Annotated in this window: 13 protein-coding genes and 1 tRNA gene; 8 read left to right on the forward strand and 6 right to left on the reverse strand. The window is 59.2% G+C overall.

Annotated elements, in window-relative coordinates; all coding sequences use genetic code 11:
• The first annotated feature begins 15 nt into the window (after positions 1 to 15).
• Positions 16 to 2,868, forward strand: coding sequence for an alanine--tRNA ligase (gene alaS, locus ACZ48V_RS12325; RefSeq protein WP_464539550.1), 2,853 nt, complete (start codon positions 16 to 18; stop codon positions 2,866 to 2,868).
• Between the two features lie 7 nt (positions 2,869 to 2,875).
• On the opposite strand, the gene ACZ48V_RS12330 is transcribed toward alaS, so the two are convergent.
• From ACZ48V_RS12330 to ACZ48V_RS12340, 3 genes are all read right to left on the reverse strand, one after another.
• Complete coding sequence (locus tag ACZ48V_RS12330; RefSeq protein WP_464539551.1) at positions 2,876 to 3,229, reverse strand: DUF5615 family PIN-like protein; 354 nt, start codon at positions 3,227 to 3,229, stop codon at positions 2,876 to 2,878.
• Positions 3,226 to 3,462, reverse strand: coding sequence for a DUF433 domain-containing protein (locus ACZ48V_RS12335; protein WP_464539553.1), 237 nt, complete (start codon positions 3,460 to 3,462; stop codon positions 3,226 to 3,228). Before ACZ48V_RS12335 ends, ACZ48V_RS12330 begins: the two co-directional genes overlap by 4 nt.
• A 199-nt stretch (positions 3,463 to 3,661) precedes the next feature.
• Positions 3,662 to 4,207: a transposase gene (locus tag ACZ48V_RS12340; protein WP_464539555.1), complete on the reverse strand. Its 546-nt coding sequence runs from the start codon at positions 4,205 to 4,207 to the stop codon at positions 3,662 to 3,664.
• A gap of 1,030 nt (positions 4,208 to 5,237) precedes the next feature.
• Here ACZ48V_RS12340 and ACZ48V_RS12345 point away from each other — a divergent pair.
• Positions 5,238 to 6,086 (forward strand): NHL repeat-containing protein, encoded by an 849-nt coding sequence (locus tag ACZ48V_RS12345; RefSeq protein ID WP_464539557.1) that lies wholly within the window; start codon positions 5,238 to 5,240, stop codon positions 6,084 to 6,086.
• 342 nt (positions 6,087 to 6,428) lie between these two features.
• Here the strand turns inward: ACZ48V_RS12345 and ACZ48V_RS12350 are convergent, their stop codons facing one another.
• On the reverse strand, positions 6,429 to 7,463 hold the full coding sequence (locus tag ACZ48V_RS12350) for a hypothetical protein (RefSeq protein WP_464539559.1): 1,035 nt from the start codon (positions 7,461 to 7,463) through the stop codon (positions 6,429 to 6,431).
• A 388-nt stretch (positions 7,464 to 7,851) separates the two neighbouring features.
• Here ACZ48V_RS12350 and ACZ48V_RS12355 point away from each other — a divergent pair.
• The 6 genes from ACZ48V_RS12355 to ACZ48V_RS12380 all read left to right on the forward strand — a co-directional run bounded on the left by ACZ48V_RS12355 (position 7,852) and on the right by ACZ48V_RS12380 (position 13,052).
• Positions 7,852 to 7,940: transfer RNA gene (locus tag ACZ48V_RS12355), tRNA-Ser, on the forward strand.
• Between the two features lie 222 nt (positions 7,941 to 8,162).
• On the forward strand, positions 8,163 to 8,708 hold the full coding sequence (locus tag ACZ48V_RS12360) for an acyl-CoA thioesterase (protein WP_464539561.1): 546 nt from the start codon (positions 8,163 to 8,165) through the stop codon (positions 8,706 to 8,708).
• A gap of 29 nt (positions 8,709 to 8,737) precedes the next feature.
• Positions 8,738 to 9,184 (forward strand): RNA polymerase subunit sigma-54, encoded by a 447-nt coding sequence (locus tag ACZ48V_RS12365; RefSeq protein WP_464539563.1) that lies wholly within the window; start codon positions 8,738 to 8,740, stop codon positions 9,182 to 9,184.
• A gap of 106 nt (positions 9,185 to 9,290) precedes the next feature.
• Complete coding sequence (gene rfbD / locus ACZ48V_RS12370) at positions 9,291 to 10,208, forward strand: dTDP-4-dehydrorhamnose reductase (protein WP_464539565.1); 918 nt, start codon at positions 9,291 to 9,293, stop codon at positions 10,206 to 10,208.
• A 170-nt stretch (positions 10,209 to 10,378) separates the two neighbouring features.
• On the forward strand, positions 10,379 to 11,656 hold the full coding sequence (gene serS / locus ACZ48V_RS12375) for a serine--tRNA ligase (RefSeq protein ID WP_464539566.1): 1,278 nt from the start codon (positions 10,379 to 10,381) through the stop codon (positions 11,654 to 11,656).
• A 160-nt stretch (positions 11,657 to 11,816) separates the two neighbouring features.
• Positions 11,817 to 13,052, forward strand: coding sequence for a bifunctional alpha/beta hydrolase/OsmC family protein (locus tag ACZ48V_RS12380; RefSeq protein WP_464539568.1), 1,236 nt, complete (start codon positions 11,817 to 11,819; stop codon positions 13,050 to 13,052).
• Between the two features lie 87 nt (positions 13,053 to 13,139).
• Here ACZ48V_RS12380 and ACZ48V_RS12385 read toward each other — a convergent pair whose 3' ends face one another.
• Together ACZ48V_RS12385 and ACZ48V_RS12390 are read right to left on the reverse strand one after the other, a co-directional pair.
• On the reverse strand, positions 13,140 to 14,621 hold the full coding sequence (locus tag ACZ48V_RS12385; RefSeq protein WP_464539570.1) for an FAD-binding domain-containing protein: 1,482 nt from the start codon (positions 14,619 to 14,621) through the stop codon (positions 13,140 to 13,142).
• Positions 14,622 to 14,903: 282 nt separating this feature from the next.
• Positions 14,904 to 16,664, reverse strand: coding sequence for a peptidylprolyl isomerase (locus tag ACZ48V_RS12390; protein WP_464539572.1), 1,761 nt, complete (start codon positions 16,662 to 16,664; stop codon positions 14,904 to 14,906).
• Positions 16,665 to 16,673 lie beyond the last annotated feature (9 nt).

The raw sequence follows: 16,673 nt of genomic DNA on the forward strand, positions 1-16,673 counted from the left end.
CCGGCTGTTCTGTCTATGTCTACCCCCAACCGCTCCGCTTCGGCCATTCGCCAGCAATTCCTCGATTTCTTTGCGGAGAAAGACCACGCCATCGTTCCCAGCGCCTCCATTGTGCCGGGGGGCGATAGCACGCTGCTCTTCACCAACGCCGGCATGAATCAGTTTAAGGATGTGTTTTTGGGCACCGGCACCCGTGATTATTCGCGTGCTGCCGATACGCAGAAGTGCCTGCGGGTGTCGGGGAAGCACAACGATCTGGATGAGGTGGGCCACGACACCTACCATCATACGTTCTTTGAGATGCTCGGCAACTGGAGCTTCGGCGACTACTTCAAGCGCGAGGCCATCCGCTGGGCGTGGGAGCTGTTGGTGGATGAGTGGGGCCTGGAGCCGGAGCGGCTGTACGCCACCGTCCACGAAGGCGACGACGCACTCGGACTGGAGGCCGACGAGGAGGCCGCCACGCTCTGGGCAGAGGAGACGACCATTCCGGAAGCGCACATTCTGTATGAGCCCTCGAAAGAAAACTTCTGGATGATGGGCGACACGGGTCCGTGCGGGCCGTGCTCGGAGGTGCATGTGGATATGCGCACCGACGAGGAACGCGCGGCGGTGGACGGCAAGACGCTCGTCAATAAGGACCACCCGAAGGTCATTGAGATCTGGAATCTCGTGTTCATGCAGTACGATGCGCAGCCAGACGGTTCGCTGAAGCTGCTCGACAACCAGCACATTGACACGGGCATGGGCTTTGAGCGCATTGCGGCGGTGCTGCAGGGCAAAGACAGTACGTACGACATCGACCTGTTCGAGCCGCTCCTGCAGGCGGTGGCCAATGCGTCGCCCCGTGAGGCCGTACGCGGCTACAACGACATCGCGCTTGACGATGCCGACGAGGTGGAGGCGGTGCGCATTGCGCTGCGCGTGATTGTGGACCACATCCGCGCTATTGCCTTTGCTATTCTCGACGGCGTAACCCCCGGCAACGTGGGACGCGGCTATGTCATCCGTCGCATCTTGCGCCGCGCCGTGCGCTACGGCTATCAGACACTCGGACTGCGCGAGCCGTTCTTGCATGCGCTGCTGCCCGCGCTCACTGAGGCCATGGGCGATGCCTTCCCCGAGATCGACGAAAAACAGAGCTACCTCCAAAAGGTCATTCGCTCCGAAGAGGAGAGCTTTCTGGAAACGCTCGGCACCGGACTCGACTTCTTCGCCGGGCTTGTACCGCATGTCCACCAGGCACAGGAGGATGCGAAAGCTGCTCTCAAATCGCTACAGGGGGATGCGAAGGCGATGCATCTGCTCACCAATGCCTACGTCGACCACGACGACCGGACGGCGATTGCCGAGGCGTTTGTCACCACAGCCGAAGAAGGTGCGCTGGCGGGCGAAGTCGCATTCCTGCTCCACGACACCTACGGTTTCCCGATCGACCTGACGCAGCTCATGGCGCGTGAGGAAGGTCTGACTGTGGACATGGACGGCTACGAGCGCCTCATGCAGCGCCAGAAGGAGCGTGCCCGTGCGGCCTCGCAGTTTGGCGGCACAGGCGACACCGACGGCGACTGGCACACGGTGTCCGATGGCCCGCGCTCGGCGTTTGTCGGATACGATGCGCTCAGCATCGACGACGCCGTAGTGCGTGCTGTGCGTACGGTGTCTGACGAAGATGCCGATGCCGCCGCGCAGATCGAGTTGGATCGTACGCCCTTCTACAGCGAGAGCGGCGGTCAGGTCGGTGATACCGGCACGCTCACTGTGGGCGATGATACCGTGCGCGTGCTCGACACGCAGCGTATCGGCGATCGCATTGTGCACATGGTGGAGCGCCTCCCCGAATCGCTCGACGCACCCGTTGAGGCCACCGTCGACGCCGCGCGCCGCCAGCACATCAAGAAGCACCACACCGCCACGCACCTCTTGCACGCGGTGCTGCGCCGCACGCTGGGCAACCACGTGCAGCAGAAAGGCTCGCTCGTGGCGCCCGACCGGCTGCGGTTTGACTTCAGTCACTTCGAGGCCGTCACCGACGACGAACTCCGCGCTATGGAGGTGCAGATCAACCAGGCCGTGCAGCGCAACATCCCACAGCAGGAAGAGCGCGGCGTGCCGATGGACGAAGCGATGGAGCGCGGCGCCACGGCGCTGTTCGACGAGAAGTACGGCGACGAGGTGCGCGTCATCACCTTCGACCCGGATTTCTCGATGGAGCTCTGCGGCGGCACGCACGTCGACGCGACCGGAGAGATCGGCATTGTGCGACTGCTCTCGGAAGGCTCGGTGGCTTCGGGCATCCGACGGATTGAGGCGGTGGCGGGGGATGCCGCGGTCGATTTTGTCGAGCAGGAGTTGGAAGCGTTAGATCAGGCCCGCAAACAGTTTCAGGGATTGCAGCGTCCGCTCGATGCAGAAATCGCCGCGCTGAAGGCCGAGCGCGATGCCTTGCGTGAGCAGGTGCAGGACTTGCAGCGTGGCCAGTTAGCGCAGCACCTGGACCGCATCATTGCAGAGGCCACCGAGGTGAACGGCATCACCGTCGCCACGGGGACCATTGGCGAAGCGGATATGGATCTGCTGCAGGACCTGGGGCAGCAGCTACGCGATCGCCTGGGCGCTGGAGCCGTGGGCGTGCTCGGCAGCACCGATCCCGAAAGCGAGAAAGTGTACGTGGTGGCTTCTGTTGCCGACGATGTAATGGCGGCACACGACATCAAAGCGGGCGACCTGGTGGGCGATCTGGGCCGCAAACTGGGTGGCGGGGGCGGCGGCCGTCCGACATTCGCATCCGCAGGCGGACGCCACGGCGACAAGCTCACCGCTGCGCTTGACGGGGTAGCCGATTGGGTGCGGGGGCGCGTGGGGTGATCTGTGTTCAGGTCAGCGGGCGGATGCGTGCTTTCTCGGCGTCCAATACCACGAAAGATGCGCTTAGGCGTTCAGGGTCGCGGCTGAGCAGCGCTCGTAGCTGAGATATTTTGAGCGCCCGCTCCTCTGGGGCAAAGCGCAACAGGATAATTCCCTGCATGGGACGACCCAATCGGTAGACAAGTGTCCCAAAATCTTTATCCTCCGTTAGCAGGATGCGTTTCTCATTCCATGCTTGTTGGAGCACTTCGATGTCAGAGGCCCCACGCATGGATTCCAGGACGTACGTCACGTCGTAACCTTCATCGCGAAGGGCTTTAACAAGTCCGGCATCGCAGCATTCATGTGCCAGTAGCTTCATGGCGACTCTTCCGCAACAGGGACTACCGTCTCATCTGCCACATAATCTGCTGCGAAGCGGACGGCGGCAAAAATATCTTCTTGCGCCAGATGAGGATGGTCCTCGAGAATCGATGCGACGGTCTGCCCCGCTCCCAATTTGCGAAGAACGTGCTCCACGGGAATCCGGGTGCCCTTAATGACAGGCTTCCCGAACATCACATCCGGATCTTTGGTGATGCGGTCATGCGCCATGATGTTGAAGATGGTTGTGGAAGAACGGAGAATCCGAACCAAGACCTCTGCGAGTGCCCTTTATGTGAAGATGGACACAGCCATGCATGGTTGAATTTGATTGTCAGTTAGTTTCCAACGACCTTTTTCGTTCCCAGGTTCGCCTGCGTGATGCCGCCTCTCATTTAGGGGATTGTCCCGTAGCCGTAGCATTCTCGATTCAGGGCGAATACAACCGGTCCTGGGTCCATTGCGCCGGGTTGTTTACGATGTACTGGCGGATGGCGTGGAATTCGCGTTCGTTACGTACAATGCGGTCGTGATACCGGGATTGCCATGCGAAATCGGGTTGCCCAGCCCGCCGGATGCGTTTGGTGCAGGCGGATTTAATTTGGCCAATGATTGCGCCCAACGAATGGGCATGCAGGGTTGGAGTTTTGTCGGTAGAGACGCCTCGCCGTGGCGTCTCTACATTGGGTGAAACACCGGGCGAATCCGACCGAATACCGATCAACCCGTGAAAATGATTGGGCATGACCACCCATGCATCTAACATCACATACGGGCGTACCTGTGGGGTCCGTTGCCATTCTTCGGCAACGACACACCCCGCCTCCGATAACCCCATGATGCCCTTCTGGATCGTCCCGAAAAAAAGGGTGCGCTGGTGCGTGCATATCGTGACGAAATACCATCCGGGCGATCGATAATCCCACGTCGGGTGCCGGGCCGATTCAATCCGGTAGGTGCCTTTGAATAGTGCCATGCGTTGCTCTTGTTTTTTGTGTTGCGATCGATATGTGGCGCGTCCTCTTTTCGGAATTGACGGTGCGTGGTGCCGAATTGATATCGGTTTTGTGATGATTTTTGGTAGCCGTTGAAATCCAACGGCTCTACCTCTACGGATGTGCGATACATCCCGGTTCTGATAATCTTAAGGGGGCTTTACATGTTGAATAGCAGGTCCGTTTGGGGTACTTTCAATTAAATTGTCTCCTACGAATGAAAGACTTTCTGATCATAGATCGTAACATTTAGTTTACATTATCGCCTTTCACCCCCCCCTCTGTTTCATATAATGTCAATAATTCAATTCCAACGAAGACAACCTCAAACCTATGAAAACTTCAGCTGTAGTAAATCTCTCATTGGTAATAATTTGTTCGATATGTCTTTTAGGGTTTGCAAGTAGTGAAGAAGAGATCGTTAATCCGTCCGAGGCCAGTCATACCGTCATCGTTCTTGAAAACGTCAATCCTTCAGTAGTTGAGTTTGGTGAAGATAAGGATCAAGTATGTAGCTTGGAAACTAACGTAGTCAACGTAGACACCTGTAGATATCAACTTGGTGTGATTGGGAATACTATGACGTGTTTTAGTATGGCCTGTGCAACAGATATGTGTTGCCTGGGCTCGTGCCCAGGATCGGGTGGCAGTGGACCGAGTGAACAAGAAGATCCATCGTGGCGGGCGTAAAGCTCTCATAATTCTTGAATTATTGCTCGCTTTGAGGTAGCCGTGGTCCTGGTCGGCCACGGCTACCTTACGTTCAAATGATTAAGCTAACTTTATACTATAACCAAAATGAATAAAGTAGTGCGCGTATTCATACTTATATTTTTTCTTGGTAGTGGCATCCTTTATGCTTAGGACACGGATGAACCTCAACGTGCCTTTGAGTGGGAGCACACCATAGAAATTGAAGAGACGGAAGATGCTTTTGTCGTCAATCCCAAGATCCGTGTAGACGGCGATCGGCTCATTGTTGCCGATGAATCACAGATCCGCATCTATGACTTGGACGGTACTCTGCTGATGCAAATGGGCGAGCCGGGCGGCGAAGCGCCTGGTGCACTACGGTTCCCAGCCCCAGCTATCCAACTTTCGAGTGGATCCTACGTTGTGCCGGATGCACTAACTGGGAATCTCAGCCTTTTTGATCAGGATGGTACTTTTTTAAATCGGCATACGCGCGTAGTAGCACCAGCGGGAACGCATGAGGTAGCGCTTCTGCCAGGTACCGATGATGTGCTAATGGTCGGTGCAGCCCAGGTTGAAGGCGGCGGTGCAAGCCCATTGCTTCATCGCTTCAGTGTAGAGGATGGGGAGGTGAAACAGAGCTTTTTTCCGCACCCCATTCCTCTTGGCGAATACGGCGGTCTGCTTTTTACGCTCGGGGAAATATCGAATGTTGACATCCGAAATGATCGCATTGCTGCCACTTTTAGGGTGCTTCCTTCACTGTTTATCTACGACATAGACGGAGAACTCGTAGAACGACTTGACTTTCCGCTCCAAACCTTTAGAAATCCCAAACCCGATCAATTATCTTCCCGCGAGGAATGGTTCGGTTTTATGTTAGAGCATTCTTTTGTTACGGATGTTTTTTGGCTGACGGATGATGTTCTTCTTCTCCAATACAATGATCTTGAAGAGTTCGGTGAAGACGGCTCTGTTACGAACTGGCGGCTCGCTGCCGTAAACCTGGATGGGGATGTACTTTTCGAATGGATCGATACGCCCCGATTGTTTGGCATTCACCCCGAAACTCGGAAAATGTATTTTCAAGATCCCGACGCAGAAGTACCCAATCGGTTGAAGGTGGGACAATTCAGCGAAAGCGTTTTACAAGACCTGTCGCTTTAGCTTCCGTGATCGGGTACAATGTATGCCTCTTCTAAACGAACCATACCAAAACGGCTGCCTCAACACTGTGAGGCAGCCGCTTTTTGTTTGAGTCATTTGTCTTAACTGACGGCATGTGCAGGTTTCCTTCCTCCTTTGTTGATCACCGCCTTGTCGCAGAATGCGCGGTCCTCACATCCCCCATTCCCTCACGCTGTTCGGGATTTCCCCCTTCGCGAAGGGGGAAATGTCGCGTAGCCACAAAGGGGGATATGCGCCCAAAAGGATAATGGAAAACTTGCACACCGCGTTAACTGGTGCGGAAGCACGTGACACGCAACCGCGAACTGCTCAAAGCAAGCTTTAACTATCCAGGTAGATGTAGTAACGAAGCACGCTCTCTTGCTCTATGTTCAGTCCTACGGTATTGTGAAATGTGGTGTAGACCACGCGTCCACTGCCGAGGCTGAACGTAATGGCGAGGGGCTCGTTGCCCTCCTCGAGCTGCGAGGGCTGTCCGTGGACGAGCACCTCCGCGTCGCCCTCCAGGTTGGTGATGCGGCTCCAGCTTGGGGCATCGTAGGTGATTGTAAGTTCCCCACGCCGAATCCAGTCGCGAAGCGACTGCGCAGTTACGCGTCCCTCAAGCTCTTCGGCAAACGAGTCGTTCGTGAACGAGATCTCGTCGGGAAAGAGCGCTTCCACGTACGGCGCTTCGAGATCTGAGATATAGAGCGTGCCGCCCTGGTTTACATAGTCGGCCAGCACAGCGGCCCGTTCCTCGGTAAACGAATCGCTCCCACAGTTAACAAAAACCATGGCATAGTCGCCAAGAAGATCTGCATCGCCCAGGCTCTCCGGACTCAGCTCATCGACATCCTCATTGCCCAGCCCGAGCACGACGTCTTCGATGCTATCGTATTCGCCGGGTACATAGCCGAGAGGCTGTACGCTGTCGAGATCGACCTCATCGACGGCAATCACGTCGTTGAGGGGGACGGTTACGGTAAACGTAGCCTCGAAGACACCCCGCTTCGCGATGAGCGTCTGCTCTCCCGTCGGTACATCCTCAAGCGTAAAGGCTCCGTCTGCGTCGGTTGTCGTCGTCGGGCCGTCGGTCTGTACTGCGAAGACGGGGCTGAGCACTGTATTAAGAGGACGCAGAGCATTCCCGGACTGTGCAGCATCTGCCGCCTCGTCCGTCGCCAGTCCGACGGTAACCCCCTGGATAGGCGTCTCGCCATCGGCGGCTGTCACCACACCGATTACCGTTCCGGTTTGCGGACCCGGATCCGTTTCGGGGTCGCTTACCCCGGTGTCTCCATCACACCCCATGAAGAGAAGCAGGGGGAGCACAAGAAGAACAGCGCCAACGAGCCGGCCGAAAGTCGAATACATAAGACATACAGGTACTGACAAAAAAACGTTGCACTTTTCACACATCGATGAACAAAGCGCTACAAAAGCACCAAGAATAAAAAGGGGCGACAAACTATTACACCGACTGCTCCGGGTTCGGTATATTCTACTCAATCTGGATACCTATGTAAGCCTCTCACCGTTGTAGGGGATGCTATTTATCGCATTGGTTAGATGTAGGAGATCACAGGAGTCAGAGACGGATGGACGCACGGACCTACGCGGTAGCCGAATTTACTCCATTAGCTACGGGGCAAGCGCCCAAGCCGTTATCTGTTGCGATCGCCGTTCATCGTAATTTGAGCATGATGCAGGAACGTCGCCTGAGAGCACAGGTACAGCATGATCGAACATTTAGACATGCTCCGGTGGGGTGGCGGAGCCTGGTTGAACGCACCGGTCTCGAAAACCGGAGTACCCTCACGGGTACCGGGGGTTCGAATCCCTCCCCCACCGCTTTCCGAACAGCCGTCTTTCGCACACCGCGGAAGGCGGCTGTTTTCTGTTGTGTCTTTAAGACAAAAACAGTGCCTGATTGTGCGCTATATACGTTTACACCAGCAGATAGCGCGATGCGGGCGGCACAGAACGCTGCGGATGCCCTTCGCATGCGCCACCTGCTTTGCCAGGCGCCCACCATGCAACAGCTCACATATTTCCCCTTAACGCCCCAACGCCATGTCGGCCAATCACACCGTTGCGAACTCGCACTGCACCATGACCGAGATCGTTTTGCCCAACGACACCAATGGGCTGGGTAACATGATGGGCGGACGCCTGCTGCATCTGATGGATAAGTGCGCGGCCATCTCAGCCCAGCGCCATGCCCGTCGCGTGTGCGTCACCGCCTCGGTCGACAACGTCGAGTTTCAGCGACCCATCCGTGAGGGGAACGTCGTGGTGGTCGAAAGCCAGGTAAATCGGGCGTTTCGCACGTCGATGGAGGTAGAACTGAACGTGTGGGCCGAAAACCCGCGCGATGCTACTCGACGCAAATGCAACCGCGCCTTCTATACATTCGTTGCGCTAAGCGAAGACGGCCATCCCATTGAGGTGCCGCAGGTGGTCGCCGAAACGCCCGAACAGGAAGCCCGCTTTAAGGCGGCAGGCAAGCGCCGGGATGTGCGCCTGGTGCTCGCCGGTCGCCTTTCGCTCGACGAGGCCAACCACCTGCAGGCCGACATGCTTAACGCGGTGGGCACCGCCAACCGAGACACTGAGTAGCACAGAGCCGTGCCATGCGGATCTTTCTGATGACGTTGCTTCTCAGCAGCAGCCTTGCCTTTCTCGCCGCTCCGCTCCTGGCGCAGCGCGCGCCCGGCTCCATTGGCATAGGTGCACAGGCCGGACAGCCCGGTGGCTTCACGGCCAAAACCTACGTGCCCGGCCTCTGGGCCGGCGTGCTTAGCCTCGACACGAACTTCCGCGACCAGACCGTCTTTCACGGACACCTACTCCGTGAACGCCCGTTGCCCGAAGCACCGCTCTGGTGGTTTATCGGACCCAGCGCATTTGCCGGGCTCCGCGACCTGGATGCCCGCTCGCGGGTCGTTACCGGCCTTGGCGCACGCGTCGGACTCAATTTCTATACGGAGCGTATAGAGATCTACCTGCATGCCAGCCCCCGCATAGAAGCGTTACCTTCCCTGCAACCTGTACTTGGCGGAAGCGTCGGACTCCGCTATTACATCCGGTTCTGACGTTTCCAGGTTCTTAACGCCCCCCTGTCCTCCAAACGGTTGAACACGCATTCCGTATGCTTTCTGGGATGCGTGCCCGCAACTCCTTGACTGTACGTCTATCGCTATGCTGTACAACCGCGTACTTATCACAGGCGCCAACGGACTGCTCGGGCAGGCGCTCACGAAGCGCCTGAGCCAGCTTCCTGAGTACGACGTGCTGGCCACTGCCCGCGACGACGCGCCCCGCTTTGACACCGGCTCGTGTGGATATGCCCCCCTCGACATTACCCGCACCGGCGATATCGATGCCCTCTTCGACGACTTCACACCCAACGTGCTCGTCAACTGTGCCGCCATGACGGATGTCGACGGATGTGCGGAAGACAAAGATGCCTGCTGGGCTACCAACGCCACTGCCGTAGAGTACCTCGCCGACGCCTGCCGGCGCCACGGCACGCGTCTGGTGCAGGTATCCACCGATTTTGTGTTCGACGGTGAAGACGGCCCCTACAGGGAAGACGCCCGCCCGAATCCGGTTAACTACTACGGGCGCTCGAAGCTGGCTGGCGAGAACGCCGTGCGGGCATCTGGCATCGCCAAGTGGGCCATCGTGCGCACCGTGCTGGTATACGGCACAGGCACGAGCCTCGGACGCGGCACCATTGTCACGTGGCTGATGCAGCAGCTGGAAGCAGGCGAACCCGTACACATCGTCACCGACCAGTGGCGCACGCCCACCTACGTGAACGACCTGGCTCGCGGGATTGAGCGCGTGCTGCACCTTGAGAAGACCGGCGTGTACCACGTATCCGGACGCGAACTCGTGTCGATTTACGATCTGGCAACCACCGTCGCCGAGGTGTGCGACTACGACGCCCGCCTGATCACCCCCGTCACCAGCGACTTCTTCGAAGATGCCGTGCCGCGTCCGCCGCGCACGGGGTTTATCACCCTGAAAGCAGAAACTGAACTGGGCTATCGGCCCACGCCGCTGCGTACCGCACTCCGTTCAGTCGGCGAGGAGCTTGGAGTTGCATCGTAGCCTCTGTCTCTGCACGTTCTTGCCACGCATCCAAACAGCTTCTTAACAGCGATAGGCTGCCTTTTCGCATCGTATTGGCGTTCTTAGGGATGCGTAGCACATCCGCCTGACTACGCCTTTTTGGTTTTGCTGTCTACTTGCTATTTCGCGAACCCCGACCCGCATCCCTTATGCTTGACCTTGATTTTGTCCGTGCCCACCCGAACCGCGTGCGCGAAGCCATCCGCGCCAAAGGCGAAGAGCGTCCCGAGCAGGTCGACGCGCTGCTGGAGGTCGACGAAGAGCGCCGCACGCTGATTACGGAGCTGCAGGAGGCACAGGCGCGCTCGAACCGCGTCTCGAAGCAGATTGGTGCGCTGATGCGGGAGGGCAAGCAAGAAGAAGCCCAGGAGCGCATCGACGAAACCAGCGCGCTGAAGGAAAAAATCAGTACGCTCGACGACCAGGTGCGCGAAAAGGAGACACTCACCCGGCGCATGCTGCTCCAGCTTCCGAATATTCCCCATCGGAGCGTGCCGGTCGGCGCCGCCGAAGACGACAACGAGGTCGAGGAAGAGGTCGGCGAAAAGCCGACGTTCGACTTTGAGGCCCAGCCCCACTGGGAGCTGATCGAGGCGCTTGGGATTGTCGACTTTGAGCGCGGCGCCAAAGTGACGGGCGCGGGCTTTCCGATCTACGTCGGCAAGGGCGCCCGGCTGCAGCGCGCGCTCACCCAGTTCTTTCTGGATCAGGCTCACGAAAATGGATACACCGAAGTGCAGCCGCCGCTCTTCATCAACGAAGACAGCGCGCGTGGCACCGGACAGCTGCCTGACAAGGAGGACCTGATGTACGAGATCCCACGCGAAGGTTTCTTCCCGATTCCGACCGCCGAGGTGCCTGTCACGAACATGCACCGCGACGAGATTCTGTCGAGCGAGGATCTGCCCCGAAAGTACTGCGCCTATACGCCGTGCTTTCGCCGTGAAGCGGGGTCGTACGGCGCCCACGTGCGCGGACTCAACCGCATGCACCAGTTCGACAAGGTTGAGCTCGTGCAGTTTGTACCGCCCGACGAAAGCTACCGCGCGCTGGAGGCGATGTGTGCCGACGCCGAAGGGCTGCTCCAGGCGCTGGGACTGCCATACCGACGCCTGCTTATGTGCACTGGTGACATGGGCTTTACGCAGGCCAAGAAGTACGACCTGGAGGTGTGGAGCGCCGGACAGGAGCGCTGGCTGGAGGTGTCGTCGATCTCAAACTTTGAAGCGTTTCAGGCCCGCCGCATGCAGATCCGCTACCGCCCCGAGCCCGATGCGAAGCCACAGCTCGTGCATACCCTGAACGGGAGCGGACTCGCGCTCCCCCGCGTGCTGGCAGCGCTTATCGAACAGTATCAGACCGAAGCCGGCACTATCGCCCTGCCCAAAGTGCTGCACCCGTACACCCGCTTCGAAACGATCGAATAGCTCCCTGTGATAGCTTCCCATGACGCTTGCGCGCCCGGTCGCAAGCAGGTCGTAACAGCCGGCACCGCCCCACAACGTATCCGGTGGCGGTGTGCCTGTACTACCAGCAGCGCTGTAGATCTTCGCATCCTACTTTCCTCTTTCCTGCCTTCTCTACGCTATGGCTACCGAACGACTGACCTTCACGAACGATCGTGGCGACGAACTGGCCGCTCGACTTGACACGCCGAGCGGCGCGCCCACCGCGTATGCGCTCTTTGCACACTGCTTTACGTGCTCAAAAGACCTGCGCGCAGCGCGCACCATCAGCAAGGCGCTGTGCGACCGGGGCTTTGCCGTACTGCGCTTTGACTTCACCGGGCTCGGGGAGAGTCAGGGGGACTTCGCCGACACCAACTTTTCGTCGAATGCCCAGGACCTGGTGGCTGCCGCCCGGTTTTTGGAAGAGGGATACGAGGCGCCGGCGCTTCTCGTGGGACACTCGCTGGGCGGTGCAGCGGTGCTGCAGGCGGCGCATGACATTCCTTCTGCGCAGGCCATTGCTACCATCGGAGCCCCCGCCGAGCCCGATCATGTGACCCACCTGCTCGACGACCACATCGACACGATCACCGAACAGGGCGAGGCGTCTGTTACCTTGGCCGGACGGTCGTTCACCATCAAGAAGCAGTTTCTGGACGACCTGGAAGCGCAGCAGATGAGCAGCACGATCGGCAATCTGGGGCGCCCTCTACTCATCTTCCATAGTCCTACTGATGCGATCGTGGGCGTTGAAAACGCCGCTGCTATCTACAAAGCCGCCAAGCACCCCAAGAGCTACATCTCGCTCGACCAGGCCGACCACCTGCTGAGCGATCCGAACGACGCAACCTACGTAGCGCATGTGCTTACGGCCTGGGCCGTACGCTACCTCGATGCCACGTCGCCCACCAATGCCCCCGATGACACCCCCGAGGCGCCCGAAGAGGGCGTAACCGCCGTTACCGGTCCCGAGGGCTATCGCACGCCCATGCAGGCGCGCCAGCACGCACTCGTGGGCGATGAACCCGCTTCGGTCGGGGGCGACGATACCGGACCTACCCCGTACGAGTTTTTGAGCGCCGGCCTCGCCGCCTGTACCACGATGACGCTGCAGATGTACGCCCGCCGAAAAGGCTGGCCGCTCGAGGATGCGCACGTGGCAGTACGCCACAACAAAATCCACGCAAAGGACTGTGCCGATTGCGAGTCGGAGAACGGCAAGGTAGACCGCTTTACGCGTGCCCTCACCGTAACAGGCGACCTCTCAAAAGAGCAGCGCGAACGGCTCTTTGAGATTGCCAACAAGTGCCCTGTGCACCGCACCCTGCACAACGAGATCAACGTCGTAACAGAGTGGGCTGCAGGCGAGGCGTAATCCCCTCTAATCCCCTCATTCGGTTGCAGCACCGCGGTATCGCTTTTTGGCAGGGCACCGGATCTGGATATGGGTGGGTAGGACGGATTAGCGACGTCGCCGGCTTCCGTGCTGGGCTACAATCCGGTCGGCCTGCTCCTGAATGTGCGGCTCCTCGCGTAGCGTCTCGATCTGCTCGCGGGCATAGTGGTACGCCTTCAGGTGGTCGACCACCCGCTCGGGGTAGTCGCGCCCGAGCACGCAACCATAGGCCTGCTGCTCAAAAGCAGACATCTCCCAGGGCGCGTGCACCAGCGCATTGTTGTCGATAGAAGCCAGCTCCGGTACCCAGCGGCGGATAAAGACCGCCTCGGGGTCGTGCTCCTGCCCCTGCTTCACCGGGTTGTAGATACGTAGCCGGTTGATACCCGTTGTGCCCGCCTGCATCTGCACCTGCGGGTAGTGGATGCCCGGCTCATAGTCAGCCATGAGTCCGCCGTAGTAGGGCGCAAACCGGCGCCAGTCGAGCCAGCAGTCGTAGGCGGCAAACGAACAGAGCATCGCACGCATCCGAAAGTTAAGCCAGCCGGTGCGTTGCAGACACCGCATGCACGCGTCCACCATGGGGAATCCCGTCTGTCCGTGCTTCCAGGCGTGGTACAGCGCAACGTCGAAATCGTCGGCACGTAGCGCGTCAAAGGCTGGGATGTAGCTCTCATGCTCGATTCGTGGCGCATCTTCCAGCTTCTGCATAAAATGGCCGTGCCAGTGCAGTCGGCTGTCGAACGACGACAACGACTTGCGCCATGCTGCCGCCCCCGAAAACGTGGCCCCCTCCAGCTCCATCTGGCGCTCGCGCAGGGCGTGTACCGTCTGCCGGATGCTCAGCGTGCCATACGCAAGGTGCACCGAGAGGCGCGAGCAGCTCCGCGCGCCGGTAAGCGGACTTGACATGCGCCGGCGGTAGCGCTGTCCGCGCTCGTGGAGAAACGAGTGCAGCAGGCGGTGCGCGTGGTCCTCGCTCAGCGCCTGCACGGCAGCTGTGCACGGCGCCAGCCCCATCTCGCGGTGCGTCGGAAGCCGTCCGGGATCCAGGTCGCCAGGAGCCGCCCGTAGCGTGTCGGGAGCAGGCCGCGGCATGCGGCGCATGTAGGTCTCCCACCGGTCCGACCACGTGTCGCGATCGCGCAACCCGCGCACCACGCCGCGGCAGGGATATTCGGTCAGAGGGATGCGGTGCGCCTTCGCCCACCTGCGCACCCGCAGGTCGCGGTTGAAGGTACGTCGATTGCCCGTTTCCTGATGGGCCCAGAGGTGGAACGCCCCGATCTGCTGCCGGAGCTGCTCGAACACATCAGGAAGACGCCCGCACCGCACAACGAGCGGCTGCCCGCGCTGCGACAGCGACCGGCGTAGCGCCCGGAGGGCCTCACGAATCAGCGTCCAATGGCGCGGCAAGAAGTCGTCCGCCGCCGCAATGCCCGGTTCGGCCACGTACAGCGGCAGCACGGGCCCGCGCGCCGCCGCTTCGATAAGCGGACGATGGTCGCGCACCCGCAGGTCGCGCTTGTACCAGACAACGTGGGTCATTGCTTCTTTTGAAACGCCTTACGCTATGTATTCCAACGAACACGGGATATGTACCAGAACAGCCCACAGGCAGATTCAGCCGAAGTGCAATGTCTGACGGATAAACATCATCGTCACGAGTGGCAAGACGGATGGACTTTAGGTTTTGCGCCGAGAGCTTCCAACCACGAAACCAATAAAAAAGCAGCCCCTCAGTCAATCGAGGAGCTGCCTGTGTTCACGCGCAATGCGTACGGTGTGGCCGTGCGTGCTGCGCTAAATAGGTTTTGTATGGGAGAGCGATCAGAAGTACTGCCCGCGATTGTCGCGGATATCAGCTGCATCGCGGAGCGACTCGATCCACTGTTCTACAACACGTTGCTGGCGCTGAGCCAGGAGCTGCTGGTGGAGCTGCTCGCGCTCGCTGCTGCTGAGCTCACCGGGGCGATCCCACGATCCAACTTCAACCACGTAGGCCGCGTTGGCGCCGCCTACCACGTCTGAGCGCTCGCCTTCTTCCAGGCCGAAGACCGTTCCCGTAAACATCGGGTCGCGTCCAAGTCCTGGGATCACATCGTCTTCGAACGACACCGAGCGGGTGCGTAGCTGCGTGCCGAGCGACTCAGCGAGTTCCTCAAGCGAGGCGGCCCCGCGCAAGGCATCTTGCATGCGCTCAACCTGTACGGCCTGGCGCTTCTCACGAAGCACGCGCGGCTCAATCTGGCTGCGCACGTCCTCAAAGTCGCGGTATCCTGCCTGCTGGACCGATGCAAGGCGTGCCACAATAAACTGGTTGTCGAGCTCAATCACTTCGCTAATATCACCGCGGCTGGCTGCGCTCAGGAAGTCGCGCAACGCCCGGCTCTGTCCAACCTCGGGGAACGTATCGTCCCCATCTTCAACGGTCATGCGCTGCACCGGCACGTTCTGACGGGCGGCCTCTTCCTCGAAGTCTCCCGAATCTGAGTAGAACGCAACGTCGTCCATCCGGTCCTCGTACTCACGCAGCGTGGCGAGGCTCGGGCGCACGTTCAGTGCCATAATCGCAAGCTGCACCTCACCTTCTTCGGGGCGCGCATCCATGATGCGAGCCATCTGCGCGAATCCGTCGGCAAAAACCGGATCCGTTACGCGCCCAGGGGTCAGGTCTTCAAATACGGCCTCGGCAAGCGGCGCACTCAGCTCTTCTTCGGTCACGAAGCTGTCGTTATACGGCACTGCTGATCCGTTACGCTGCAGAAACGACTCCACGTCGTCGGCCGCCTCAAGCCCGGCGCGCAGATCTTCCAGATCTTGGACGACTGCAACCGAGTCTTCAGCGGTTGGCTCTTTCAGAAGCGTAGCATACTGCACCTCGTAGGTGCGCTCGCGGCTAAAGTCTTCACGATTTGCATTGTAATAGTCGCGCAGCTCCGACTCCGACAGATCAACCTGGTCGCGGCTTACCGATGCGTAGTTCAACGCCACGTACCGCACGTCGGCACGGGCATTCTGGCGGAAGTGGACGTCTTCCACGTCGCGGTTCGACACGTGCACCGTTGACTGCAGGAGCGTATTCATCTTGTTCTCGCGCCGTTCGTCGCGCAGGAACTGCTCCAGCTGCAGCCAGCTCTCACGCAGCTCAGGATTCCGCGCCAGGTTCGCGATCAATTGCTGATCGACCTGGCCGGTCTCGTCAGCAAACTGCTGCTGAATAACCGGATGCGGATTATCGCCATAGACCATGTCCATGACCTCCTCATCGGTTACCTGGATGCCCAGACGATCCATCTCTTGCTGGATGAGCTGTGCGTTAACCAGCTGCGTGTAGGTCTGCTCACGCACGATGTCTTGCATCTGCGGCGTGACATCGCCCTGCACCTGCTGGCGCACCTGCTGCATCTGTTGTTCTACGGCCTGCTGGAACTCCTGGTACGTGATGTCAGCACCGTTCACCACCGCAATGTTGCCCGTAGGCTGCCCAACCGTGTTAAACACGTCGGAGTCTTGCAGCGTCCAGATGACGCCAAACGAAATAACGAGTATCCAAAGGATGACTCCGGTGTTTTCCCGGAGCTTATTCATGACGCCCAT

The organism is Longimonas haloalkaliphila (assembly GCF_055379825.1).